Source organism: Streptomyces sp. NPDC048637, assembly GCF_040650675.1.
GTDB lineage: Bacteria > Actinomycetota > Actinomycetes > Streptomycetales > Streptomycetaceae > Streptomyces.
Genome location: NZ_JBEZHQ010000023.1, coordinates 115,711 through 135,513 on the forward strand (window position 1 = coordinate 115,711; position 19,803 = coordinate 135,513).

A 19,803-nucleotide genomic window follows, 5' to 3' on the forward strand; every position below is an offset into this window, starting at 1 on the left:
CCCGGTTCCCGCTCCTCCCGGAGCGGGGCCGGGCGCCGTCGCCGTGTACGGGGGAGCACCCGTCAGTACGTCACCGTGATCCGCCGCGCCACCCCGTCCACCCGGATCGTGCCGCCGTACGGGATCACCAGCTGCGGATCGGTGTGCCCGAGATCGACATCGAAGACCGCGACGGTGTCCGGGGCGTACGTAGCCAGCGCACGCAGCACCGCCGCACGCTGCTCGCGTACGTAGGAAGCCTTCGCCTCGCCGGAGAGCGGACGGGACAGCGACCATGCCTTGGGGCGGCCCATCAGCAGGGCGGGAAACCGCCGCAGCAGACCGCGTTCGCCCATGCTGCGCAGCACGAAGTACACCTCGTCGGCCCCTGGCAGCTCCTCGGAGGTCTCCAGGAACAGCACACAGCCGTCGTACGCGGCCGGATCCTGCTGGATCTCACGGTCCGCCATCAGCATCCAGGACAGCACCTCGATGCAGCCGCCCCAACTGGGGCCCTCGACCACCCGCTCCGGACCGTGCCACCGCCAGCCCCCGCCCGGCCACAGGGCGGGCTCGGCGGCGAAGGTCTCCGGGTCGCCCCAGTCACCGTGCTCGTCGCCGTAGCGCTCCGCGGGGCGCAGTGCATACGGCCCCGGGGTGAACAGTGCGGCGCGCAGCGACTCCGCGGTGAGCGGGTGCATCGCCCCGGGGCGGCCCAGTTCGCACATCACCGTGGCGCCGTGGAAGCCGACGATTCCGGTGTTCCAGAGATACGCCAGCAGATTGGTGTTGTCGCTGTAGCCGAAGAACGGCTTGGGGTGGGCGCGGAAGACCTCGCGGTCCAGGTAGGGCAGCACGGTGAGCTGGTCGTCACCGCCGATACTGGCGAAGACGGCGGCGATGTCCGGATCCGCGAACGCCGCATGCAGATCGGCGGCCCGCTCCTGCGCCCCGGCGCCCCACTTCCGCGTGGTCGGGTACTCGACCGGGATCAGCCCGAAGTCCTTCTCCAGCAGGGCCAGACCGAGTTCGTACGGAACCGGGAACCGCTGCGGCAGCGCCGAGGAGGGCGAGAGCACAGCCACCCGGTCACCCGGACGCGGATTGGGCGGGTGACGGAGCGCGGAGGAGGACGGTGACGACAGCGGCATGACGTGAGGGTACGGGCGCTCCGGCGGACCGGCCGCCCCATTTTCCCGTGTGCCTGGCCGACGCGCCCGGACCCGCCGTCCGCCGTCCGGTGTACTACCAGCCGCGCTCGCGCCACTGGGCGAGGTGCGGACGCTCCGCGCCGAGCGTGGTGTCGTTGCCGTGGCCCGGATAGACCCAGGTCTCGTCGGGCAGTTCACCGAAGAGCTTGCGCTCCACGTCGTCGATCAGACGGGCGAAGTTCTCGGCGCTGCCGAAGGTGTTGCCGACGCCGCCGGGGAACAGGCAGTCCCCGGTGAACAGATGCGGGGCCCCGTGCGGGTCGTCGTAGACCAGCGCGATGCTGCCCGGGGTGTGCCCGACCAGGTGGCGCGCGGTCAGTTCCACCCGGCCGACGGTGAGCGTGTCGCCGTCCTCGACCGGCACGTACGTGGGGACGGGGATGCCCTCGGCGTCGTACCGCCCCGCGTAGGTCCGCGCGCCCGTCGCCTCGACGACCTCGCGCAGCGCGCCCCAGTGGTCACCGTGCCGGTGGGTGGTGACCACGGAGGCGATACCGCTGTCGCCGATCAGCGCGAGAAGGGTGTGCGGCTCGGCGGCCGCGTCGATCAGCAACTGCTCATCGGTCGCCCGGCACCGCAGCACATAGGCGTTGTTGTTCATCGGACCGACCGCGACCTTGGAAATCATCAGGTCGGTCAGCTCGTGCACGTCGGCCGGTCCGCCGACCTTCACTGCTCCGCTGTAGCCCATGGGACCACTCTAAAGCGGCGGTACGGCAGGCAGGACGCAGCCGTGGCTGTCCAGTTTGCGGCCGTCGCCGCGTCCGGTGAGCCAGCCGACCAGCGCGGCCGGGGAGCCCGTCACCACCAGCGGCGCGGCCCCGGCAGCCGGTCCGGTGACCGTGCGGCCGGTGCGCCAGCGGCGGCCGTCGTCGGCCTGCAGCTCCAGCGGGGGCAGATCCGGGTGCCCGGCGAACTTGATCGTGGACAGAAAGTCCAGTTCACGGTCGATGAAGGCGGGCGACAGCTGGTCGACGGTGTGGCCGACACCGAGGTCGACATGGTGCAGTTCGAGCTCGGCCAGCCGGCGCAGCGGCAGCCGGTCGGCCCGCTCGACAACGCCGTTGCGCATCTCGACCTCGAAGGCCCGGCGTGCCTCCGGCAGCGCCTCCATCGCCGTGTCGAACCGCGCGGCGGTCTCCCTGAGGTCCTCCAGCTGCGCCGCCAGCGGACGGTCGGCGCCCCGCTCGATATCGCGCTCCCGTGCCTCGGCACTGGCGTACATCGGTGTCCGCACGTCCGTACGCGCCCAGGTGAGGAGATTGCCCAGCGCGTCCGCGTTACGCGCCAGATGGGCGAGGACATGGCCGCGGGTCCAGCCGGGGAGCAGCGACGGCTCGCCGATCGCCGCGTCGTCGAGCTTGCTCACCGAGACCAGAAGCCGGTCGGTGGCCTCGCGGACGGCTGCCACATCGTGCGGGAAGTCAGGCGGGGTGAGGGTCATGGTCCGACGCTAGCGCCGTCGGGGCGGGCGCGGGAGTCGGCCGACGCCCATCGGGGCGTACGCGGGCGGGGCGGGCGGCGCGAATCAGCCGGTCGGGCCGGCCGTTTCGCGCCACCCGCCGTGGTGGTCAGGCCGCCGCGCCGTCCGGCGTGCCGAACCAGCTCCGGAGCGCCGCCTCCAGATCGTCCCAGGTGTCCGGGGCGCCGGAGTCCGCCGCCCAGGCGGTGCAGCCGTCCGGCCGCACCAGCAGGCCGGCCAGGCCGGGCCGCCCGGGGCAGGCCGCGGTGAGCACCCGCACCCGGTCGCCGTATCCCGCGGCGCGCTCGCGCACCGCCGCGTCATCGGCGAGATCGAGCAACAGCCCCCGCCCGTCGTGGAGATGGCCGGCGAGCCGGGTGCCGTCGGAGAGTTCCAGGTCAGGTGCGCTGCCGCCGGTCAGCGGATGGTCACCGGGCAGGTCGTAGCGCTGCTGGACGCCGGAGATCTTCTTGGCGAAGAAGGTGGTGGCGTCGACGGTTCCGGTCAGTTCCGCGATCACCCCGCGCAGCGCCCGGGCGTGCGACTCGGGCCGCATCAGGGCCACTTGGGCCCGGGTCCACTCCAGTACCCACGCGCCCAGGGGGTGCCGCTCGGCCGTGTACGTGTCGAGCAGCCCCTCCGGCGCCCGGCCGCGTACCGTGGCGGCCAGTTTCCAGCCGAGGTTCATCGCGTCACCGATACCGAGATTCAGCCCCTGGCCGCCGAACGGCGAGTGCACATGGGCCGCGTCACCGGCCAGCAGCACCCGTCCGGAGCGGTAGTCGGGCACCTGGCGTGCGTGGTCCGTGAACCGGGTCGCCGAGAGCACCTTGTGGATCGTGACGCCCGGCACCCCGGACACCTTGCGCAGGGATTCCTCCAACTCCGCGGCGGTGACGGGCGCTTCGCGGTCCTCGGGCGGCCCGTCGAACTCCACGGTGAGGATCCGGCCGGGCATCGGCCCGTGCACGTACGTCCCGGTCTCCGTCCAGTTCCAGCCGGCCCCCAGCCTCTCGGCGCCGGTCATCTCCACCAGGGCCTGGCGGCCGGTGATCTCGGGTGCCGTTCCGGAGAACGGGAAGCCGGCGAGCCGGCGGACCGTACTGCGGCCGCCGTCGCAGCCGACGAGCCAGCCGGTGCGCAGTGACCCGGCCGAGGTGTGGACGTGGACGCCGTCGTCGCCGGCGTCGAAACCGGTCAGGGTCACCCCGCGGCGCAGGTCGACGCCCAGTTCGGCGGCGCGGGCGCCGAGCAGCCGTTCCAGGACCTCCTGCGGGACGAGGCCGACCTCGGCGGCGGGGCCGTGGCCGTCGAAGTCCGGGTCGGACTCGTCCAGCAGGTCACCGCGCAGCATGATGCCCGCGAAATGCCCGGCGAACTTCGGCGGCTGCTGGACCGCGGAGGCCCCGGCGGCCTGCCGCTGCCGCAGGAAGGAGCTGAACTTCTCGAAGGCCTCGCGCTGTGCCTGTGCCAGGCCGGGCAGCATCCCGCGCCGGTAGAAGGCCTCCGAACTGGGGGAGTTGATCGACCCCGCCTTGATCTTCGTGTCCACCTTGGTCAGCCGCTCCAGGACGACCACCGGGACATCTGCCAGTGCGAGTTCGCAGGCGAGCATCAGCCCCACCGGGCCGCCCCCTGCCACCACTACGTCTGCGTCATGCGTCATGCGGCATAAGTGTAGTGACTAAAAATTTGTTGCGGCTAAAAATGGCCTAAAATTCCGGCCATGGTGGACGAGGAGCGGCATGGCGCTGGGCGGGCGGCGGACGGCGGGCGGCCAGGGGGCCGGCGGCCGGAAACCGGCTTCGGGGTGGAGGAGGGGCGGCTGACGCTCCGCGAGCGCAAGAAGCTGCGCACCCGGCAGCGGATCTCCGGTGAGGCCACGCTGCTGTTCATCCGGCGCGGCTTCGACAATGTCACCGTCGCCGAGGTGGCCCGCGCCGCCGAGGTGTCGACGATGACGGTCTTCAATTACTTCCCGCGCAAGGAGGACCTCTTCCTCGACCGCATCCCCGAGGCCCGGGAGCTGCTCGCCCGCGCCGTCCGGGAGCGCGGGGCGGACGAGCCGCCGCTCGCCGCGCTGCGCCGGCTCGTGCTCGGCCTGCTGGCGGAGCGGCATCCGCTGGCCGCGGTGGGGGAGGGGTTCGAGCACTTCTGGCGCACGGTGCTGGACTCACCGGCACTGCGGGCACGGGGGCGTGAGGCGGTCGAGGAGATGGAGGACACACTCGCCGCGCTGCTCGCCGAGGCCGCGGGCGGCGACGCGGACCGGCCCGGTCATGACGCCCGGCTGGGCGCGGCACTGGTCGTCGCGGCGATCCGGGTGGCGCACGTCGATGCCGCGGTCCGGCAGCTCGGGGGTGACCCGGTGGACGCGGTGGCCGTTGAGCAGGCGGAGGTGCTGCGGCGCACGTTCGATGCGCTGGAGCGGGCGCTGCCCGGCTTCGCCTGACGAGGGCGTTTCCGCAGCGTACGGGCGTGGGGCGGGGCGGGAAGGTTGTGGGGCCGCCACACGTTTGGGTGAAGAGGGCTTGCGGGCCCCGTAAATCGAATGCGCGTGCTATAGGCTCGTGTGTGGCATCGCAAAGTCAGTGCCGCGGCGGGTCCCATACCCTGGGGCGGGGGCTCCGCTCCGCTCCGCCGCCTCTGCTCACTCACCGAGCGGCGGACGCAGAGCCGCGGCTCCCGCCCCCTCCAAGAAAGGTGCCGACCGGCGTGGCCGACCGTCTCATCGTCCGTGGCGCTCGCGAGCACAACCTCAAGAACGTCTCGCTCGACCTCCCCCGCGACTCCCTCATCGTCTTCACGGGGCTCTCCGGGTCGGGCAAGTCCTCGCTCGCCTTCGACACGATCTTCGCCGAGGGGCAGCGGCGCTATGTCGAGTCGCTCTCCTCCTACGCCCGGCAGTTCCTCGGGCAGATGGACAAGCCCGATGTGGACTTCATCGAGGGCCTGTCCCCCGCGGTATCGATCGACCAGAAGTCGACCTCGCGCAACCCGCGCTCGACGGTCGGCACGATCACCGAGGTCTACGACTACCTCCGTCTGCTCTTCGCGCGTATCGGCAAGCCGCACTGTCCCGAGTGCGGCCGTCCGATTGCCCGGCAGTCGCCGCAGGCCATCGTCGACAAGGTGCTCGAACTGCCCGAGGGCAGCCGCTTCCAGGTGCTCTCCCCGCTGGTGCGCGAGCGCAAGGGCGAGTTCGTCGATCTCTTCTCCGACCTCCAGACCAAGGGCTACAGCCGGGCGCGGGTGGACGGGGAGACGATTCATCTCGCCGAGCCGCCGAAGCTGAAGAAGCAGGAGAAGCACACCATCGAGGTGGTCGTCGACCGCCTCACGGTCAAGGAGACCGCCAAGCGGCGGCTGACCGACTCCGTCGAGACCGCCCTCGGGCTCTCCGGAGGCATGGTCATCCTCGACTTCGTCGACCTGGACCCGGACGATCCGCAGCGCGAGCGGATGTATTCGGAGCATCTGTACTGCGCCTACGACGATCTCTCCTTCGAGGAGCTGGAGCCCCGCTCCTTCTCCTTCAACTCGCCCTTCGGCGCCTGCCCGGACTGCACCGGCATCGGTACGCGTATGGAGGTCGACCCCGAGCTGATCGTCCCCGACGAGGACCGCTCCCTCGACGAGGGCGCGATCCACCCCTGGTCGCACGGGCACACCAAGGAGTACTTCGGCCGCCTGGTCGGCGCGCTGGCCGACGCCCTCGGATTCCGTACGGACATCCCGTGGGCCGGGCTGCCGGCCCGCGCCAAGAAGGCCCTGCTGCAGGGCCACAAGACCCAGATCGAGGTGCGCTACCGCAATCGGTACGGCCGTGAGCGGGCTTACACCACCCCCTTCGAGGGTGCCGTGCCGTTCGTCAAGCGGCGGCACTCCGAAGCGGAGAGCGACAGCAGCAGGGAGCGCTTCGAGGGCTATATGCGCGAGGTGCCCTGCCCGACCTGTGAGGGCACCCGGCTCAAGCCGATCGTGCTCGCCGTCACGGTTCAGCAGAAGTCGATCGCCGAGGTCGCGGCCATGTCGATCAGCGACTGCGCCGACTTCCTGCGGGACATGAAGCTCACCGCGCGCGAGAAGAAGATCGCCGAGCGGGTCCTCAAGGAGGTCAACGAGCGGCTGAAGTTCCTGGTCGACGTCGGCCTGGACTACCTCTCGCTGAACCGCGCGGCCGGCACCCTCTCCGGCGGTGAGGCCCAGCGCATCCGCCTCGCCACCCAGATCGGCTCCGGCCTGGTGGGCGTGCTCTACGTCCTGGACGAACCGTCGATCGGTCTGCACCAGCGCGACAACCACCGGCTGATCGAGACCCTGGTGCGGCTGCGCGACATGGGCAACACCCTGATCGTCGTGGAGCACGACGAGGACACCATCAAGGTCGCCGACTGGGTCGTGGACATCGGCCCGGGTGCCGGTGAGCACGGCGGCAAGGTCGTGCACAGCGGCCCGATGAAGCAGCTGCTGGCCAACAAGGACTCGATCACCGGTCAGTATCTGTCCGGCAAGAAGGCCATCGCGACACCGGACATCCGGCGGCCCGCCGACCCGGCGCGGCAGCTGACGGTGCACGGCGCGAAGGAGAACAACCTCCGCGACATCGACGTCTCGTTCCCGCTCGGGGTGTTCTCGGCCGTCACCGGAGTCTCCGGCTCCGGCAAGTCGACGCTGGTCAACGACATCCTCTACACCCACCTCGCACGCGAGCTGAACGGCGCCAAGTCGGTGCCGGGCCGGCACACCCGGGTCGCCGGCGACGACCTGGTGGACAAGGTCGTGCATGTCGACCAGTCGCCGATCGGCCGCACCCCCCGCTCCAACCCGGCCACCTACACCGGCGTCTTCGATCATGTCCGCAGGCTTTTCGCGGAGACGATGGAGGCCAAGGTCCGCGGCTATCTGCCGGGCCGCTTCTCCTTCAACGTCAAGGGCGGCCGCTGCGAGAACTGCTCCGGCGACGGCACCATCAAGATCGAGATGAACTTCCTGCCGGATGTGTATGTGCCGTGCGAGGTCTGCCACGGGGCGCGCTACAACCGGGAGACGCTGGAGGTCCACTACAAGGGCAAGTCCATTGCCGAGGTGCTGGACATGCCCATCGAGGAGGCCCTGAGCTTCTTCGAGGCGGTGCCGACCATCGCCCGGCATCTCAAGACGCTCCACGAGGTCGGCCTCGGCTATGTCCGCCTCGGGCAGTCCGCGCCGACGCTCTCCGGCGGTGAGGCGCAGCGCGTCAAGCTGGCCAGCGAGCTCCAGAAGCGCTCGACGGGCAGCACGGTCTATGTCCTCGACGAGCCGACCACCGGTCTGCACTTCGACGACATCAGCAAGCTGATCAATGTGCTGGCCGGCCTGGTCGACAAGGGCAACACGGTGATCGTCATCGAGCACAACCTCGATGTGATCAAGACGGCCGACTGGGTCATCGATATGGGCCCCGAGGGGGGCAACGGCGGCGGCCTGGTCGTCGCCGAAGGCACCCCGGAGGACATCGCGTCCATCCCGGCCAGCCACACCGGCAAGTTCCTGCGGGAGATCCTCGGTGACCGCGTCAGCGATGCCGCGCCGGTGAAGGCGTCCGCAAAGAAGCCGGTGGCCAAGAAGGCCGCAGCGAAGAAGACCGCGGCCAAGAAGACCACGGCGAAGAAGGCCACGGCGCGTACCCGCCGGGCCTCCTGACGCCCACGGGCCGCTGTTACCGCCGGGCCGTCACCGCTCTCCGTACGACGGGGGCGGTGGCGGCCCGTGGTGCTGACGGGGCGGCGGCGCCTGACGGTGCGCCGGAGACTGCCGCCCGTACGCCCGGCGCCGGAGCGCGCCGCCGGCACCTGCCTCCGGTGCCTCCGGGCCACTCCGCGTCCCCACTCCGCGTCCCCGCGCTGCGTCCCCGTGCTGCGTCCCCGTGCTGCGTCCCCGTGCTGCGTCTCCGTGCTGCGTCTCCGCGCTGCGTCTCCGCGCTCTGTCTCTCTCCCCCCCCGCGCCCCCTCCGTGCTACGCCGCCAACTCCGCGGCGAACGGCGGCTCCGCGCCTGCCCGCGAGCAGGTGACAGCGGCCGCGCGGGCGGCGAAGCGCAGGATGTCCTGCCATTCCTCGGCCCCGAGGGCGGCGACGGCGGTGCGCGAGAGGGCGTCGTGGGCGTCCAGACGGTGCAGCAGCGCGGCGTTGACCGTGTCGCCGGCGCCGATGGTGTCGACGACGGTGACCCGTTCGCCGGGCACCGTCAGCGTGCCGCCGCCCGGGGTCAGCACCGTCAGACCGTCCCCGCCATGGGTGAGCACGATTGCCGCGGGCCCCGCGGCCAGCCACCCCTTCGCCGCCGCGGTGACCGTGTCCCGGCCCCCGCCCACGGCACCGCACGGCCCCTCACCGGAACCCGCCAGCCACAGGGCGTCCTCCTCGGAGAGCTTCAGCAGGGCGACGTCGGGCAGCCAGGAGCGGAAGCGGGCCCGGTAGGCATCCGGATCGGGGATCAGACCGGGCCGGATGTTGGGGTCGAGGGCCGTGAAGACCCCGCGCCGGGCCTCGCGGCGCAGCAGGGACTCATACGCAGTCGCGCCCGGCTCCAGGACGAGCGAGCAGGTGCCGAGGGAGAGCGCCCGGACCCCGGCGGGCAGCGCCGGCGGCAGGGTGAAGAGCCGGTCGGCGGTGCCGTCGGCATAGAAGCCGTAGCCCGCCGACCCGTCCGGGCTGATGTCCGCCACGGCAAGGGTGGTCGGCTCACCGCCGCGCTGCACCAGGGAGGTGTCCACGCCACCGCCGCGCAGCCCGTCCAGCAGTGCCTCGCCGAAGGAGTCGGTGGAGATCCGGGAGCAGAACGCGGCGGGGGAGCCCAGCCGCCCCAGCGCGACCGCGGTGTTGTACGGGCCGCCGCCGCGCCGCGGCAGCAACGCCGGCAACGGGCCGTCAGGGGTGGCGGAGGGGGCCCCGTCGTGGGGGGAGGCCGGGAGGGGGCTCTGCGGGCTGGGGACGAGGTCGATCAGCGCCTCGCCGGCGACGACGATCACGGGGTGCGGTTCCTTTCCTGGGAGGCCTGGGGTGCGGCCGGGTGCGTGTCCGGGGCGGGTTCGGCGCAGCCGCACGACGTACGGTGCACAAAGGTGCAGGGGAGGCGGATGGTGCGCGGGGGCCGGTCCGGCTCCTCCAGACGCTCCAGCAGCAGCCGGACCGCCGCCGCCCCGAGATCCTTGCTGGGCTGGGCGATCGCGGTCAGCCGGGGCGTGAACAGCTCCGCCCACGAGAAGTCGTCGAAGCAGGCCAGCGCCGTATCGCGGGGCACCTCCCGGCCCAGCTCGCGCAGCGCCCGCAGCGCGCCAATGGTCATCGCGTTGTTCGCGGTGATGACCGCGGTGGGCGGTTCCGCCGCGGCGAGCAGCTGCCGGGTGGCGTCCTGGGCACCCGCCGCCTCGGAGTTGCCGCCGGCGAGGAGTCCGGGCGCGAACGGCAGACCGCGGGCGCGCAGCCCCGCGCGGTAGCCCTCGACCCGCTCGGTGGTGGTGCTCAGCCCGGGGAGGCCGGCCACCAGGCCGATCCGGGTGTGTCCCAAGTCGGCCAGATGCTCGACCAGTTGACGCATCGGGCCGGTGTTCTCGGCGCACACCTGGTCATGGCCGTCGCCGACCAGCCGGTCCAGGAAGACCGTCGGCACCTGGCGCCGGCCCAGGTACTCCACCATCTCCGCGGGCTCCGCTGACGGCGCGACGATCATGCCGTCCACACGTCGCTCGTGCAGCAGCCGGACGACCTCACGCTCATGCCGTGGGTCGTCGTGCGGATCGGCGATCAGCAGGCTGTAGCCGGCCGCGAGGGCGCCGGCCTCGACGCCCTGGAGGATCTCGGTGAAGTACGGGTTGCTGATCGCGGAGACCGCAAGACCGATCGAGCGGGTGCGGGAGGTGACCAGGGAGCGGGCCAGGGTGTTGTGGGTGTAGCCGAGCTCGTCGATGGCGCCGAGCACCGCGGCACGGGTGCCGGGGCGTACCGGCCGGGTCTCGTTCAGCACATGCGAGACCGTGGCGACCGAGACCCCGGCCCGCCGCGCCACATCCACCATCGTCGTCATCCGGCTCTTCCTCCCGCGTGTGCGGCACCACGGCGGTGCCCCGGCCTCCCAGGGCCTCGTCCCGCGAAGTCCCCCACCCTACGAGCACCCGACCCTATACGTAAACGCTTACGTAAGCGTTTACGCACGGCTGTCGACCGGGCGCCCGGCCCGGGCGGAACCGGAACGATCTGCGCCGGTATCGTCGGGAGCCGCCGGCCTCTGACCCCCTGACCTCTGGAGCAGCCATGAGCCAGTCCCCCGACCGCCGAACCGTGCTGCGGGGGGCCGCGCTCGCCGGGGCCGCCGGCTTCGGGCTGGCGGCCTGCTCACCGGGGGACTCGGGCGCGAACGCCTCGGCGGTGCCCGACGGGCCGGTCGAACTCGGGACCGCCGCCGCGGTGCCGGTCGGCGGCGCCAAGCTCTACCGCGAGGACCGGCTCGTCGTGTCGCAGCCCGCCAAGGGCACATACAAGTGCTTCAGCGCCAAGTGCACCCACGCCGGCTGCATCCTGTCCGACGTCGAGAAGAAGGAGGGCAGCTGCCCCTGCCACGGCAGCCGCTTCGACGTCACCACCGGCAAGGTCATCCAGGGTCCGGCGTCCGAGCCGCTGCCCGAGGTCCCGGTCAGGACCAAGGACGGCAAGCTGATCGCGGGCTGAGTCGCCGGCCCGCAGGCACCGCGGGGACTCATCCCCAGTCCCAGGCGATGCCCAGTATCCCGGGCCGCACCCCCTGCTCCACGAGGTGCACGGCGCGGTGCCGTCCGCTGAGCGTCAGCTCCTGCTGACCGCTGCGCGGGGCGCCCGCGGAGGTCTGGGCGAAGCGGCGGCAGCGCACCGGCAGCGCCGCGTCGTCGAAGCGCACCTGAAGGACGTACTGTCCGCCGGCGAAGCTGAAGCCGCGCAGATACTCGGTGCTCGGACCGCCGCTGCCGTCCTCGAAGACGTAACCGAAGACATGGGTGTCACCGGCCCGCAGCCGGGCGTCGAAGAGCAGCTCGGCGACCACCACCCCGGTCTCGGCGTGCCCGCGGACCCGGCCCAGCCGGCAGTTCTCCGCGGCCCGCACCCGCACCCGGGACGTCTCGCAGCCCGACTCGCCCCGGTGAATGGCGATATAGCGGTCCACGCCGTCCCGGTGGGCCCGGACCACCTGGAGCGATTCGCGGGCGAGGAGCTGATGCTCGGGACCGATGGCGACCCGCTCGTGATGGCCCACGGTGTGCAGCCCGCCGTCCGCGGGTGTCTCCAGTTCGGTGAACAGTTCCTGCAGCGCGGCGGCGGGCGCCACCAGGGAGCGGTACGTGCGGGCGACCGGCCGCTCGGCCTCCGGGCGGGCGGCGCCCTCCGGCACCAGCAGCCGGTGCAGCGAGTGCGCGGGCAGGTCCAGGACCTCCTCCAGGGCGCGCACCGCGCGCAGCGACTCGGGGCGCTGCGGCCGCCGGGCGCCCTGCTGCCAGTAGCTCAGGCTGGTCACACCGATGGTGATGCCACGCTGGGCGAGCTTGTGCTGGACACGGGTGAGCGCGAGTCCGCGCTCGGTGAGCGCGGACCGCAGCGCGAGATGGAACGGGCCGGTCTGCAGCAGTTGTGCCAGTTCGGCCGACTGCGGAGTGTTCTGTGCCATTGCCTCATTCCTCCGGCGCGCGGGTGAACGTTCACAACCGGATCGCGCGCTGCACGCTCTGCCTTCCTGTTCACTGCAGTACGCCGGGCATCGGCCGTTCACATCCGGGCCCGTGCGTCCACACCCCCATGTCATCCCGCATTGAAGCGTGTTGACCTGCCTGCGACAACACCCGATGCTCCTCAGCAGCATCCGGATGCGCTCCTCTCACCCCTCACCCCCCTGTTCGGGAGGAACGCCATGACCCGTGCACCCCACGCACGCCGTTCCCGCCGCAGATGGCTGTCGGCCGCAGCGCTCACCACCGCCGCACTGACCCTGCTCACGAGCGCGACCGTCGCCTCTGCCGCGCCCCTCGCGCCCCCGGCGCACGCCGCTACCGCCGCGGACGCGGCCGCCGCCCCGCGCCTCGCCGCCAACCGCCTCAACATCTCCATGCAGGCCCAGGAGAACACCAACTGGTGCTGGGCCGCTTCCGGCAACACCATCGCGACCTGGTACGGCAGGAACTACAGCCAGAACCAGTTCTGCAACGCCGCCTTCAACCGCCAGCAGGGCAGCACCTGCCCCAACGACCAGGCCACCCTCGGCAATGTGCAGACCGCCCTCAACTGGATGGGCATCAACTCCGGCTCCTATGTGACCGGCTGGCTCCGCTACGACACCGTGCAGAGCGAGATCGCCGCCAACCGTCCCGTCGAGACCCGCATCCAGTGGTCCTCCGGCGGCGGCCATATGCACGTGGTCTATGGCTATGACACAGAGCGGAACTGGATTTACTGGGGTGATCCCTGGGCGACCAACTCCCGCTACAACTGGGGCGATTTCGACTACTACGTGAACGGTAGCTCCTTCTCCTGGACGCACTCCCTCTACCGGATAGGAGCCTGAGGTCATGACGAAGCGCACCGCCGTCCGCACCACCCTTCGCGCCGTCGCCACAGGAGCGTTCGCGACCACCCTCATCGGCCTCGCCCCACCTGCCGCACTGGCCGCACCCGTCCCCACACCCCAGGCCCCTGCCCGCGCGAGCATCGCCGCCGCCCACGATGCGGCCGCCGCCCCCGCGACGCTGGACACCCTCGCCCGCTTCTTCGCCGCCGACCGCAAGCGCGGCGGGGCGCCGGCCGTGGCCCCCGGCACCGCGCAGGCCGCCCCGCACATCGAGGGCGGCACCGTCCCCGTCTACGTCCTGTCCCCGGACTTCGTACGCGGCAGGACCACGGCTCCCGTCGCCCGCCTGGAGTTCCTCGCCAGCAAGGCCGTCGCCGCCGACGGCCGCACGGCCTCCGTATGGACCGTGCGGCAGGGCGCCGCCTGGAAGGTCGTCAACATCGCCGACGGCGATGACGAGACCCGCTACACCGCGGCCGGGGCCACCCGGTCGAAGAGCGGCACGGTGTTCCACGAGCCGCAGATCAACGCCTGGTACGTGCAGCGCGGCGACCGGATCGAGCCACTGGACGCCGACGCCCGCAAGGCCGTCGGGGCGCACGGCACCACCGTCGCCGCCTACCGGAAGCGGGTGGCGAAGGCCTACGGGGACAAGCTGCCGGGCTCCGCGTACGACCGGCGCGGTGAGGCCGGCGGCTACGGGCCGGAGGAGGCCGCCGCCGGCGCCGAGGGCCCCCAGGGCCGGCCGGCGCAGGCCCAGCAGCCCGTCACGGCGGGTGCGTTCACGGACGACAGCCTGCCGGTGACCGCGGCCACGTCCGTGGCGGGCGCCGCCGCCCTGCTGGCCCTGGGACTGTCCGCCGCGGCGGCCCTGCGCCGGCGACGCAGCGGCTGAACCCTGTACGCCTGCCCGTCGCACGCCGTCCGTGCGGCGGGCCGGTCTTCCCCCGCCCCCTCCCCCTCTCCCCCTTCGGGGGAGGGGGCGGGGGTGGGTTCGGGGGTGGGGGGATGCAGCCGCCTCGCGAACCGACCCGGCGCCCCGGCGACCCTCACGACCCGCACGGTCCGCCCGCGCCCGCACGATCAGCGCGCCCATGACCTGCACGATCTGCCCGCCGCCCTGCCCACGCGGCCGGGGGCACCGCGCAGCGGCCCCGAGGGACACCCGGTCCGGATGGATGCCCGGTTCCGAAGGACGCCCGGTCCCGGCGGACGCCCTGCGCCACAGCCGCCCGCCGCCCCGCCGCCCCGCCGATGGCGGAGTACCGGCCAAGGTCCCCGCCGCCCCCGCCGCCCGGCCGGGAACGGGGGTGGTCCGGGAACCGTGATTGTCGGTGGCGGTCAGTAGGGTGGTGTGCATGGCAGACCCCAGCAGCTATCGACCCAAGCCGGGACAGATCCCCGACTCGCCGGGGGTCTATAAGTTCCGCGACGAGCACGGCCGGGTCATCTATGTCGGCAAGGCCAAGAGCCTGCGCCAGCGGCTGGCCAACTACTTCCAGGACCTGGCCGGCCTCCATCCGCGTACCCGCACGATGGTCACCACCGCCGCCTCCGTGGAGTGGACCGTCGTCACCACCGAGGTCGAGGCGCTCCAGCTCGAATACACCTGGATCAAGGAGTTCGACCCCCGATTCAACGTCAAGTACCGTGACGACAAGAGCTATCCGTATCTCGCGGTGACCCTCAACGAGGAGTTCCCGCGCGTCCAGGTCATGCGCGGCGCCAAGAAGAAGGGCGTGCGCTACTTCGGTCCCTACGGACACGCGTGGGCCATCCGCGAGACCGTCGACCTGATGCTCCGTGTCTTCCCCGTACGGACGTGCTCCGCCGGTGTCTTCAAGCGCTCCGCCCAGATCGGCCGCCCCTGCCTGCTCGGCTACATCGGCAAGTGCTCGGCCCCCTGCGTCGGCCGGATCTCCGCCGAGGAACACCAGGAACTGGCCGAGGAGTTCTGCGACTTCATGGCCGGCCGGACCGGCGCGTACATCCGCCGTCTGGAGCGTCAGATGCAGGACGCGGCAGAGGAGATGGAGTACGAGCGCGCCGCCCGGCTGCGTGACGACATAGGGGCGCTCAGGCGGGCCATGGAGAAGAGCGCGGTGGTGCTCGCCGATGCCACCGACGCCGATCTGATCGCCGTCGCCGAGGACGAGCTGGAAGCCGCCGTCCAGATCTTCCATGTCCGCGGCGGCCGGGTGCGCGGCCAGCGCGGCTGGGTCACCGACAAGGTTGAGGCCGTCACCACCGGCGACCTCGTCGAGCACGCCCTCCAGCAGCTGTACGGCGAGGAGCGGGGCGACGCCGTCCCCAAGGAGGTCCTGGTCCCGGCGCTCCCCGAGCCCGTCGAGCCGATCGCCCAGTGGCTCTCCGAGCGCCGCGGCTCCCAGGTCTCACTGCGCATCCCGCAGCGCGGCGACAAGAAGGACCTGATGGCGACGGTCGCCCGCAACGCCCAGCAGGCCCTGGCGCTGCACAAGACCAAGCGCGCCTCCGACCTGACCACCCGCTCGCGCGCCCTGGAGGAGATCGCCGAGGCCCTCGGGCTGGATTCGGTGCCGCTGCGTATCGAGTGCTTCGACATCTCCCACCTCCAGGGCGATGACGTCGTCGCCTCGATGGTGGTGTTCGAGGACGGTCTCGCCCGGAAGAGCGAATACCGCCGCTTCCAGATCAAGACCTTCCAGGGCCAGGACGATGTCCGGTCCATGCACGAGGTCATCGGCCGCCGCTTCAAGCGCTATCTCCAGGAGAAGCAGAAGGCCGGCGAGTGGACGGAGGAGCCGGCCGAGGACGCCCGCGTCGACGACAACGGCGCCACGGCCGCCACCGTCACGGCGCCCATGGACGATCCCGAGCCGGACCCCCTGGCCGGCCGCCCGACCGACGAGGACGGCCGCCCCAAGCGGTTCGCCTACCCACCCCAGCTCGTGGTCGTCGACGGCGGTGCCCCGCAGGTCGCGGCCGCCCGCCGGGCCCTGGACGAGCTCGGTATCGACGATGTCGCGGTCTGCGGCCTGGCCAAGCGCCTCGAAGAGGTCTGGCTGCCCGAGGACGACGACCCGGTGGTGCTGCCGCGCAGCAGCGAGGGTCTCTACCTCCTTCAGCGTGTCCGCGACGAGGCACACCGCTTCGCCCTCACCTACCAGCGCAGCAAGCGCACCAAGCGGCTGAAGTCCTCGCCGCTCGACGCCGTCGCCGGGCTGGGCGACACCCGCCGCCAGGCACTGCTCAAGCACTTCGGCTCGCTGAAGAAGCTGCGGGCCGCGACGGTCGACGAGATCTGCGAGGTCCCGGGCGTCGGACGCAAGACCGCGGAGACGGTCGCCGCGGCGCTGGCCGGGGCGGCACCGTCCGCCCCCGCGGTGAACACCGCCACAGGAGAGATCATTGAGGATGACGGGGCCCCACCGGCCGCGTTGTCAGCAGAACGGGGGCAGGACCGATGAGTACACCGCACGAAGAGCAGGAAACCGAGAGAGACGGTGCACAGGTGAGTACGGGCACGACCGACCAGGGCGAGAGCGCCGCGATCCCCGAGTTGGTGATCATCTCCGGGATGTCCGGCGCCGGCCGCAGCACGGCCGCGAAGTGCCTGGAGGACCTCGGCTGGTTCGTCGTCGACAACATCCCGCCCGAGCTGATCGCCCCGATGGTCGAGCTGGGCGCCCGCTCGCAGGGCAATGTCGCCCGGATCGCGGTCGTCGTCGACGTCCGCGGCCGCCGCTTCTTCGCCAACCTCAAGGAATCGCTGGCCACTCTCGACGCGCAGAACGTCAAGCGCCGCATCGTCTTCCTGGAGTCCTCCGACGAGGCCCTGGTGCGCCGCTTCGAATCGGTGCGCCGCCCGCACCCCCTCCAGGGCGACGGCCGGATCGTCGACGGCATCGCCGCCGAACGCGATCTGCTGCGCGAGCTGCGCGGCGACGCCGACCTGGTCATCGACACCTCCAGCCTCAACGTCCACGAACTGCGCGCCAAGATGGACGCCCAGTTCGCGGGCGAGGAGGTCCCCGAGCTGCGCGCCACGGTCATGTCCTTCGGCTTCAAATACGGCCTCCCGGTCGACGCCGACATGGTCATCGACTGCCGCTTCATCCCCAATCCGCACTGGGTCCCCGAGCTGCGCCCGTTCACCGGTCTCAACGACGAGGTCTCCCATTACGTCTTTAGCCAGCCCGGCTCCAAGGAGTTCCTGGACGGCTACGCCGAGCTGCTGCGGATCGTCGCCGAGGGCTACCGCCGTGAGGGCAAGCGCTATGTGACCATCGCCGTGGGCTGCACGGGCGGTAAGCACCGCAGCGTCGCGATGTCCGAGAAGCTCGCCCTCCGCCTGGTGTCCGAAGGGGTGGAAACCGTCGTTGTCCACCGGGACATGGGGCGCGAGTGAGCGGGCGTACACCGCGGCTGCGCCGGGTCCGCCGATTCGTCCCCAGCGGCCGCATGACGAAGGGGGCCACCCCCAAGGTGGTGGCGCTGGGCGGCGGCATGGGCCTGTCCGCCTCGCTGACCGCGCTGCGCCGTATCACCGGTGATCTGACCGCCGTCGTCACGGTCGCCGACGACGGCGGCTCCAGCGGCCGGCTCCGCGACGAGCTGGGCGTGCTGCCGCCCGGCGATCTGCGCAAGGCGCTGGCCGCGCTGTGCGGCGACGACGACTGGGGCCAGACCTGGTCCCGGGTGATCCAGCACCGCTTCCAGAGCGAGGGCGAGCTGCACGACCACGCGGTCGGCAATCTGCTGATCGTCGCCCTGTGGGAGCAGCTCGGCGACCATGTCCAGGCACTCGACCTGGTCGGCAAGCTGCTCGGCGCGCACGGCCGGGTGCTGCCCATGTCGGCGGTGCCCCTGGAGCTCCAGGCCCAGGTGCGGGGCCATGCCCAGGACCGGCCGGACGAGATCACGACGGTCCGCGGCCAGGCCACCGTCGCGCTCACCCGCGGCGAGGTCCAGTCCGTCCATGTGGTCCCCGAGGACCCGCCGGCCGTCCCCGAGGCGGTCGCCGCGGTGCGGGACGCCGACTGGGTGGTGCTCGGCCCCGGCTCCTGGTTCTCCTCCGTGATTCCGCATCTGCTGGTGCCGGAGTTGCGTGAGGCACTGGAGGAGACCAAGGCCCGAAAGGTCCTTTCGCTCAACCTTGCGCCCCAACCGGGCGAAACCGATGGCTTCTCCCCGCAGCGTCATTTGGAGGTTTTGGCCCGACACGCCCCTAAACTCGCCTTCGACGTGGTGCTGGCCGACAAGGCCGCCGTGCCCGACATCGAAGGTCTGACGGTTGCCGCCAAGCAGCTGGTCGGCAGCGAGGTCGAGCTGGCGGCGGTCGCCGCACAAGGAGACGACACCCGGTCGAGTGCCGGGGGAGCCCCCGACCGGCACGACCCGGAGCTGCTGGCAGCCGCGTACGACCGTATTTTTCGGATGCATGGAAGGATCGGCCCATGGCGATGACGGCAGCGGTGAAGGATGAAATCTCCCGGCTCCCCGTCACCCGGACCTGCTGCCGGAAGTCGGAGGTCTCGTCGATCCTGCGGTTCGCGGGCGGTCTGCACCTGGTCAGCGGACGCATCGTGATCGAGGCGGAGCTGGACACGGGCATCGCCGCCCGGCGGCTGCGCAAGGACATCCTGGAGATCTTCGGGCACAGCTCCGACCTGGTGGTGATGGCCCCCGGCGGCCTGCGGCGCGGCAGCCGCTACGTCGTACGCGTCGTGGCCGGCGGTGATCAGCTGGCGCGCCAGACCGGCCTGGTGGACGGCCGCGGCCGCCCCATCCGCGGACTCCCTCCACAGGTGGTCTCCGGCGCGACCTGTGACGCCGAGGCGGCCTGGCGCGGCGCCTTCCTGGCCCACGGCTCACTGACCGAGCCGGGCCGCTCCTCGTCCCTGGAGGTCACCTGCCCCGGGCCCGAGGCGGCGCTCGCCCTGGTCGGCGCCGCCCGCCGGCTCGGCATCGGCGCCAAGGCCCGTGAGGTGCGCGGCGTGGACCGTGTCGTCGTCCGTGACGGTGACGCGATCGGTGCCCTGCTGACCCGGCTCGGCGCCCATGAGTCGGTGCTCGCGTGGGAGGAGCGGCGGATGCGCCGCGAGGTCCGCGCCACCGCCAACCGCCTCGCCAACTTCGACGACGCCAACCTCCGCCGCTCGGCGCGCGCCGCGGTCGCCGCGGGCGCCCGGGTCCAGCGGGCCCTGGAGATCCTGGGCGAGGAGGTCCCCGAGCACCTCGCGGCGGCCGGCCGGCTGCGCATGGAGCACAAGCAGGCCTCGCTGGAGGAGCTGGGCGCCCTCGCCGACCCGCCGCTGACCAAGGACGCGGTCGCCGGCCGGATCCGCCGACTGCTGGCGATGGCCGACAAGCGCGCCCAGGACCTGGGCATTCCCGGCACCGAGTCCAACCTCACCGAGGAACTCGCCGAGGGCATGGTCGGCTGACGACCGGTGCCTCGCACCCCACCGGGCATCCCCTCGCGCCCCCGGCGTCACTTCCGAAACGGTGCCGTCCGGGGAGGCGCGGGCGGGCGCGCACGAGGGCAGTTCAAACCGCTCGTCTGAGGGGCCGGGAGTGCTTCTGGGCTCGCTCGTTTGAG

General features: G+C 71.9%; 16 protein-coding genes. 9 read left to right on the forward strand and 7 right to left on the reverse strand.

Annotated elements, in window-relative coordinates:
* Window positions 1-62 precede the first annotated feature (62 nt).
* The 4 genes from AB0C46_RS26170 to AB0C46_RS26185 form a co-directional block, all read right to left on the reverse strand.
* Window positions 63-1,130, reverse strand: coding sequence for a S66 peptidase family protein (locus AB0C46_RS26170; RefSeq protein ID WP_362830702.1), 1,068 nt, complete (start codon window positions 1,128-1,130; stop codon window positions 63-65).
* Window positions 1,131-1,224: 94 nt separating this feature from the next.
* A complete protein-coding gene (locus AB0C46_RS26175) occupies window positions 1,225-1,881 on the reverse strand; it encodes an MBL fold metallo-hydrolase (protein WP_362830703.1) in 657 nt (218 codons plus the stop codon).
* 9 nt (window positions 1,882-1,890) lie between these two features.
* Window positions 1,891-2,634 carry a maleylpyruvate isomerase family mycothiol-dependent enzyme gene (locus AB0C46_RS26180; RefSeq protein WP_362830704.1) on the reverse strand — a complete coding sequence of 248 codons (744 nt, stop codon included), beginning with the start codon at window positions 2,632-2,634 and terminating at the stop codon, window positions 1,891-1,893.
* 127 nt (window positions 2,635-2,761) lie between these two features.
* Window positions 2,762-4,318 (reverse strand): FAD-dependent monooxygenase, encoded by a 1,557-nt coding sequence (locus AB0C46_RS26185; protein WP_362830705.1) that lies wholly within the window; start codon window positions 4,316-4,318, stop codon window positions 2,762-2,764.
* Window positions 4,319-4,378: 60 nt separating this feature from the next.
* On the opposite strand from AB0C46_RS26185, the gene AB0C46_RS26190 reads away from it, so the two are divergent.
* Both AB0C46_RS26190 and uvrA read left to right on the forward strand, forming a co-directional pair.
* Complete coding sequence (locus AB0C46_RS26190; protein WP_362830707.1) at window positions 4,379-5,104, forward strand: TetR family transcriptional regulator; 726 nt, start codon at window positions 4,379-4,381, stop codon at window positions 5,102-5,104.
* 263 nt (window positions 5,105-5,367) lie between these two features.
* Window positions 5,368-8,337: an excinuclease ABC subunit UvrA gene (uvrA, locus tag AB0C46_RS26195; protein ID WP_362830708.1), complete on the forward strand. Its 2,970-nt coding sequence runs from the start codon at window positions 5,368-5,370 to the stop codon at window positions 8,335-8,337.
* A 312-nt stretch (window positions 8,338-8,649) separates the two neighbouring features.
* Here uvrA and AB0C46_RS26200 read toward each other — a convergent pair whose 3' ends face one another.
* Both AB0C46_RS26200 and AB0C46_RS26205 read right to left on the reverse strand, forming a co-directional pair.
* The gene (locus tag AB0C46_RS26200) at window positions 8,650-9,663 is read right to left on the reverse strand and encodes a carbohydrate kinase (protein WP_362830709.1); all 1,014 of its coding nucleotides are present in this window, start codon (window positions 9,661-9,663) and stop codon (window positions 8,650-8,652) included.
* Window positions 9,660-10,718, reverse strand: coding sequence for a LacI family DNA-binding transcriptional regulator (locus tag AB0C46_RS26205; protein ID WP_362830710.1), 1,059 nt, complete (start codon window positions 10,716-10,718; stop codon window positions 9,660-9,662). Before AB0C46_RS26205 ends, AB0C46_RS26200 begins: the two co-directional genes overlap by 4 nt.
* 227 nt (window positions 10,719-10,945) lie before the next feature.
* On the opposite strand from AB0C46_RS26205, the gene AB0C46_RS26210 reads away from it, so the two are divergent.
* Window positions 10,946-11,359 carry a Rieske (2Fe-2S) protein gene (locus AB0C46_RS26210; RefSeq protein ID WP_362830711.1) on the forward strand — a complete coding sequence of 138 codons (414 nt, stop codon included), beginning with the start codon at window positions 10,946-10,948 and terminating at the stop codon, window positions 11,357-11,359.
* A 28-nt stretch (window positions 11,360-11,387) separates the two neighbouring features.
* On the opposite strand, the gene AB0C46_RS26215 is transcribed toward AB0C46_RS26210, so the two are convergent.
* Window positions 11,388-12,326 (reverse strand): hypothetical protein, encoded by a 939-nt coding sequence (locus AB0C46_RS26215; protein WP_362830713.1) that lies wholly within the window; start codon window positions 12,324-12,326, stop codon window positions 11,388-11,390.
* 240 nt (window positions 12,327-12,566) lie between these two features.
* Between AB0C46_RS26215 and AB0C46_RS26220 the strand changes: the two genes are divergently transcribed.
* The 6 genes from AB0C46_RS26220 to whiA all read left to right on the forward strand — a co-directional run bounded on the left by AB0C46_RS26220 (window position 12,567) and on the right by whiA (window position 19,648).
* The gene (locus AB0C46_RS26220) at window positions 12,567-13,217 is read left to right on the forward strand and encodes a papain-like cysteine protease family protein (RefSeq protein WP_362830714.1); all 651 of its coding nucleotides are present in this window, start codon (window positions 12,567-12,569) and stop codon (window positions 13,215-13,217) included.
* 4 nt (window positions 13,218-13,221) lie between these two features.
* The gene (locus AB0C46_RS26225; protein WP_362830715.1) at window positions 13,222-14,115 is read left to right on the forward strand and encodes a hypothetical protein; all 894 of its coding nucleotides are present in this window, start codon (window positions 13,222-13,224) and stop codon (window positions 14,113-14,115) included.
* Between the two features lie 463 nt (window positions 14,116-14,578).
* Entirely contained in the window at window positions 14,579-16,669 is a 2,091-nt protein-coding gene (gene uvrC / locus AB0C46_RS26230; protein ID WP_362830717.1) for an excinuclease ABC subunit UvrC, read from the forward strand.
* On the forward strand, window positions 16,666-17,610 hold the full coding sequence (gene rapZ / locus AB0C46_RS26235; RefSeq protein ID WP_362830718.1) for an RNase adapter RapZ: 945 nt from the start codon (window positions 16,666-16,668) through the stop codon (window positions 17,608-17,610). The genes uvrC and rapZ overlap by 4 nt, the downstream gene beginning before the upstream one ends.
* Window positions 17,607-18,668 (forward strand): uridine diphosphate-N-acetylglucosamine-binding protein YvcK, encoded by a 1,062-nt coding sequence (yvcK, locus tag AB0C46_RS26240; RefSeq protein ID WP_362830720.1) that lies wholly within the window; start codon window positions 17,607-17,609, stop codon window positions 18,666-18,668. Before rapZ ends, yvcK begins: the two co-directional genes overlap by 4 nt.
* Window positions 18,659-19,648, forward strand: coding sequence for a DNA-binding protein WhiA (whiA, locus tag AB0C46_RS26245; protein ID WP_018091880.1), 990 nt, complete (start codon window positions 18,659-18,661; stop codon window positions 19,646-19,648). The genes yvcK and whiA overlap by 10 nt, the downstream gene beginning before the upstream one ends.
* The last annotated feature ends 155 nt before the right edge of the window (window positions 19,649-19,803 follow it).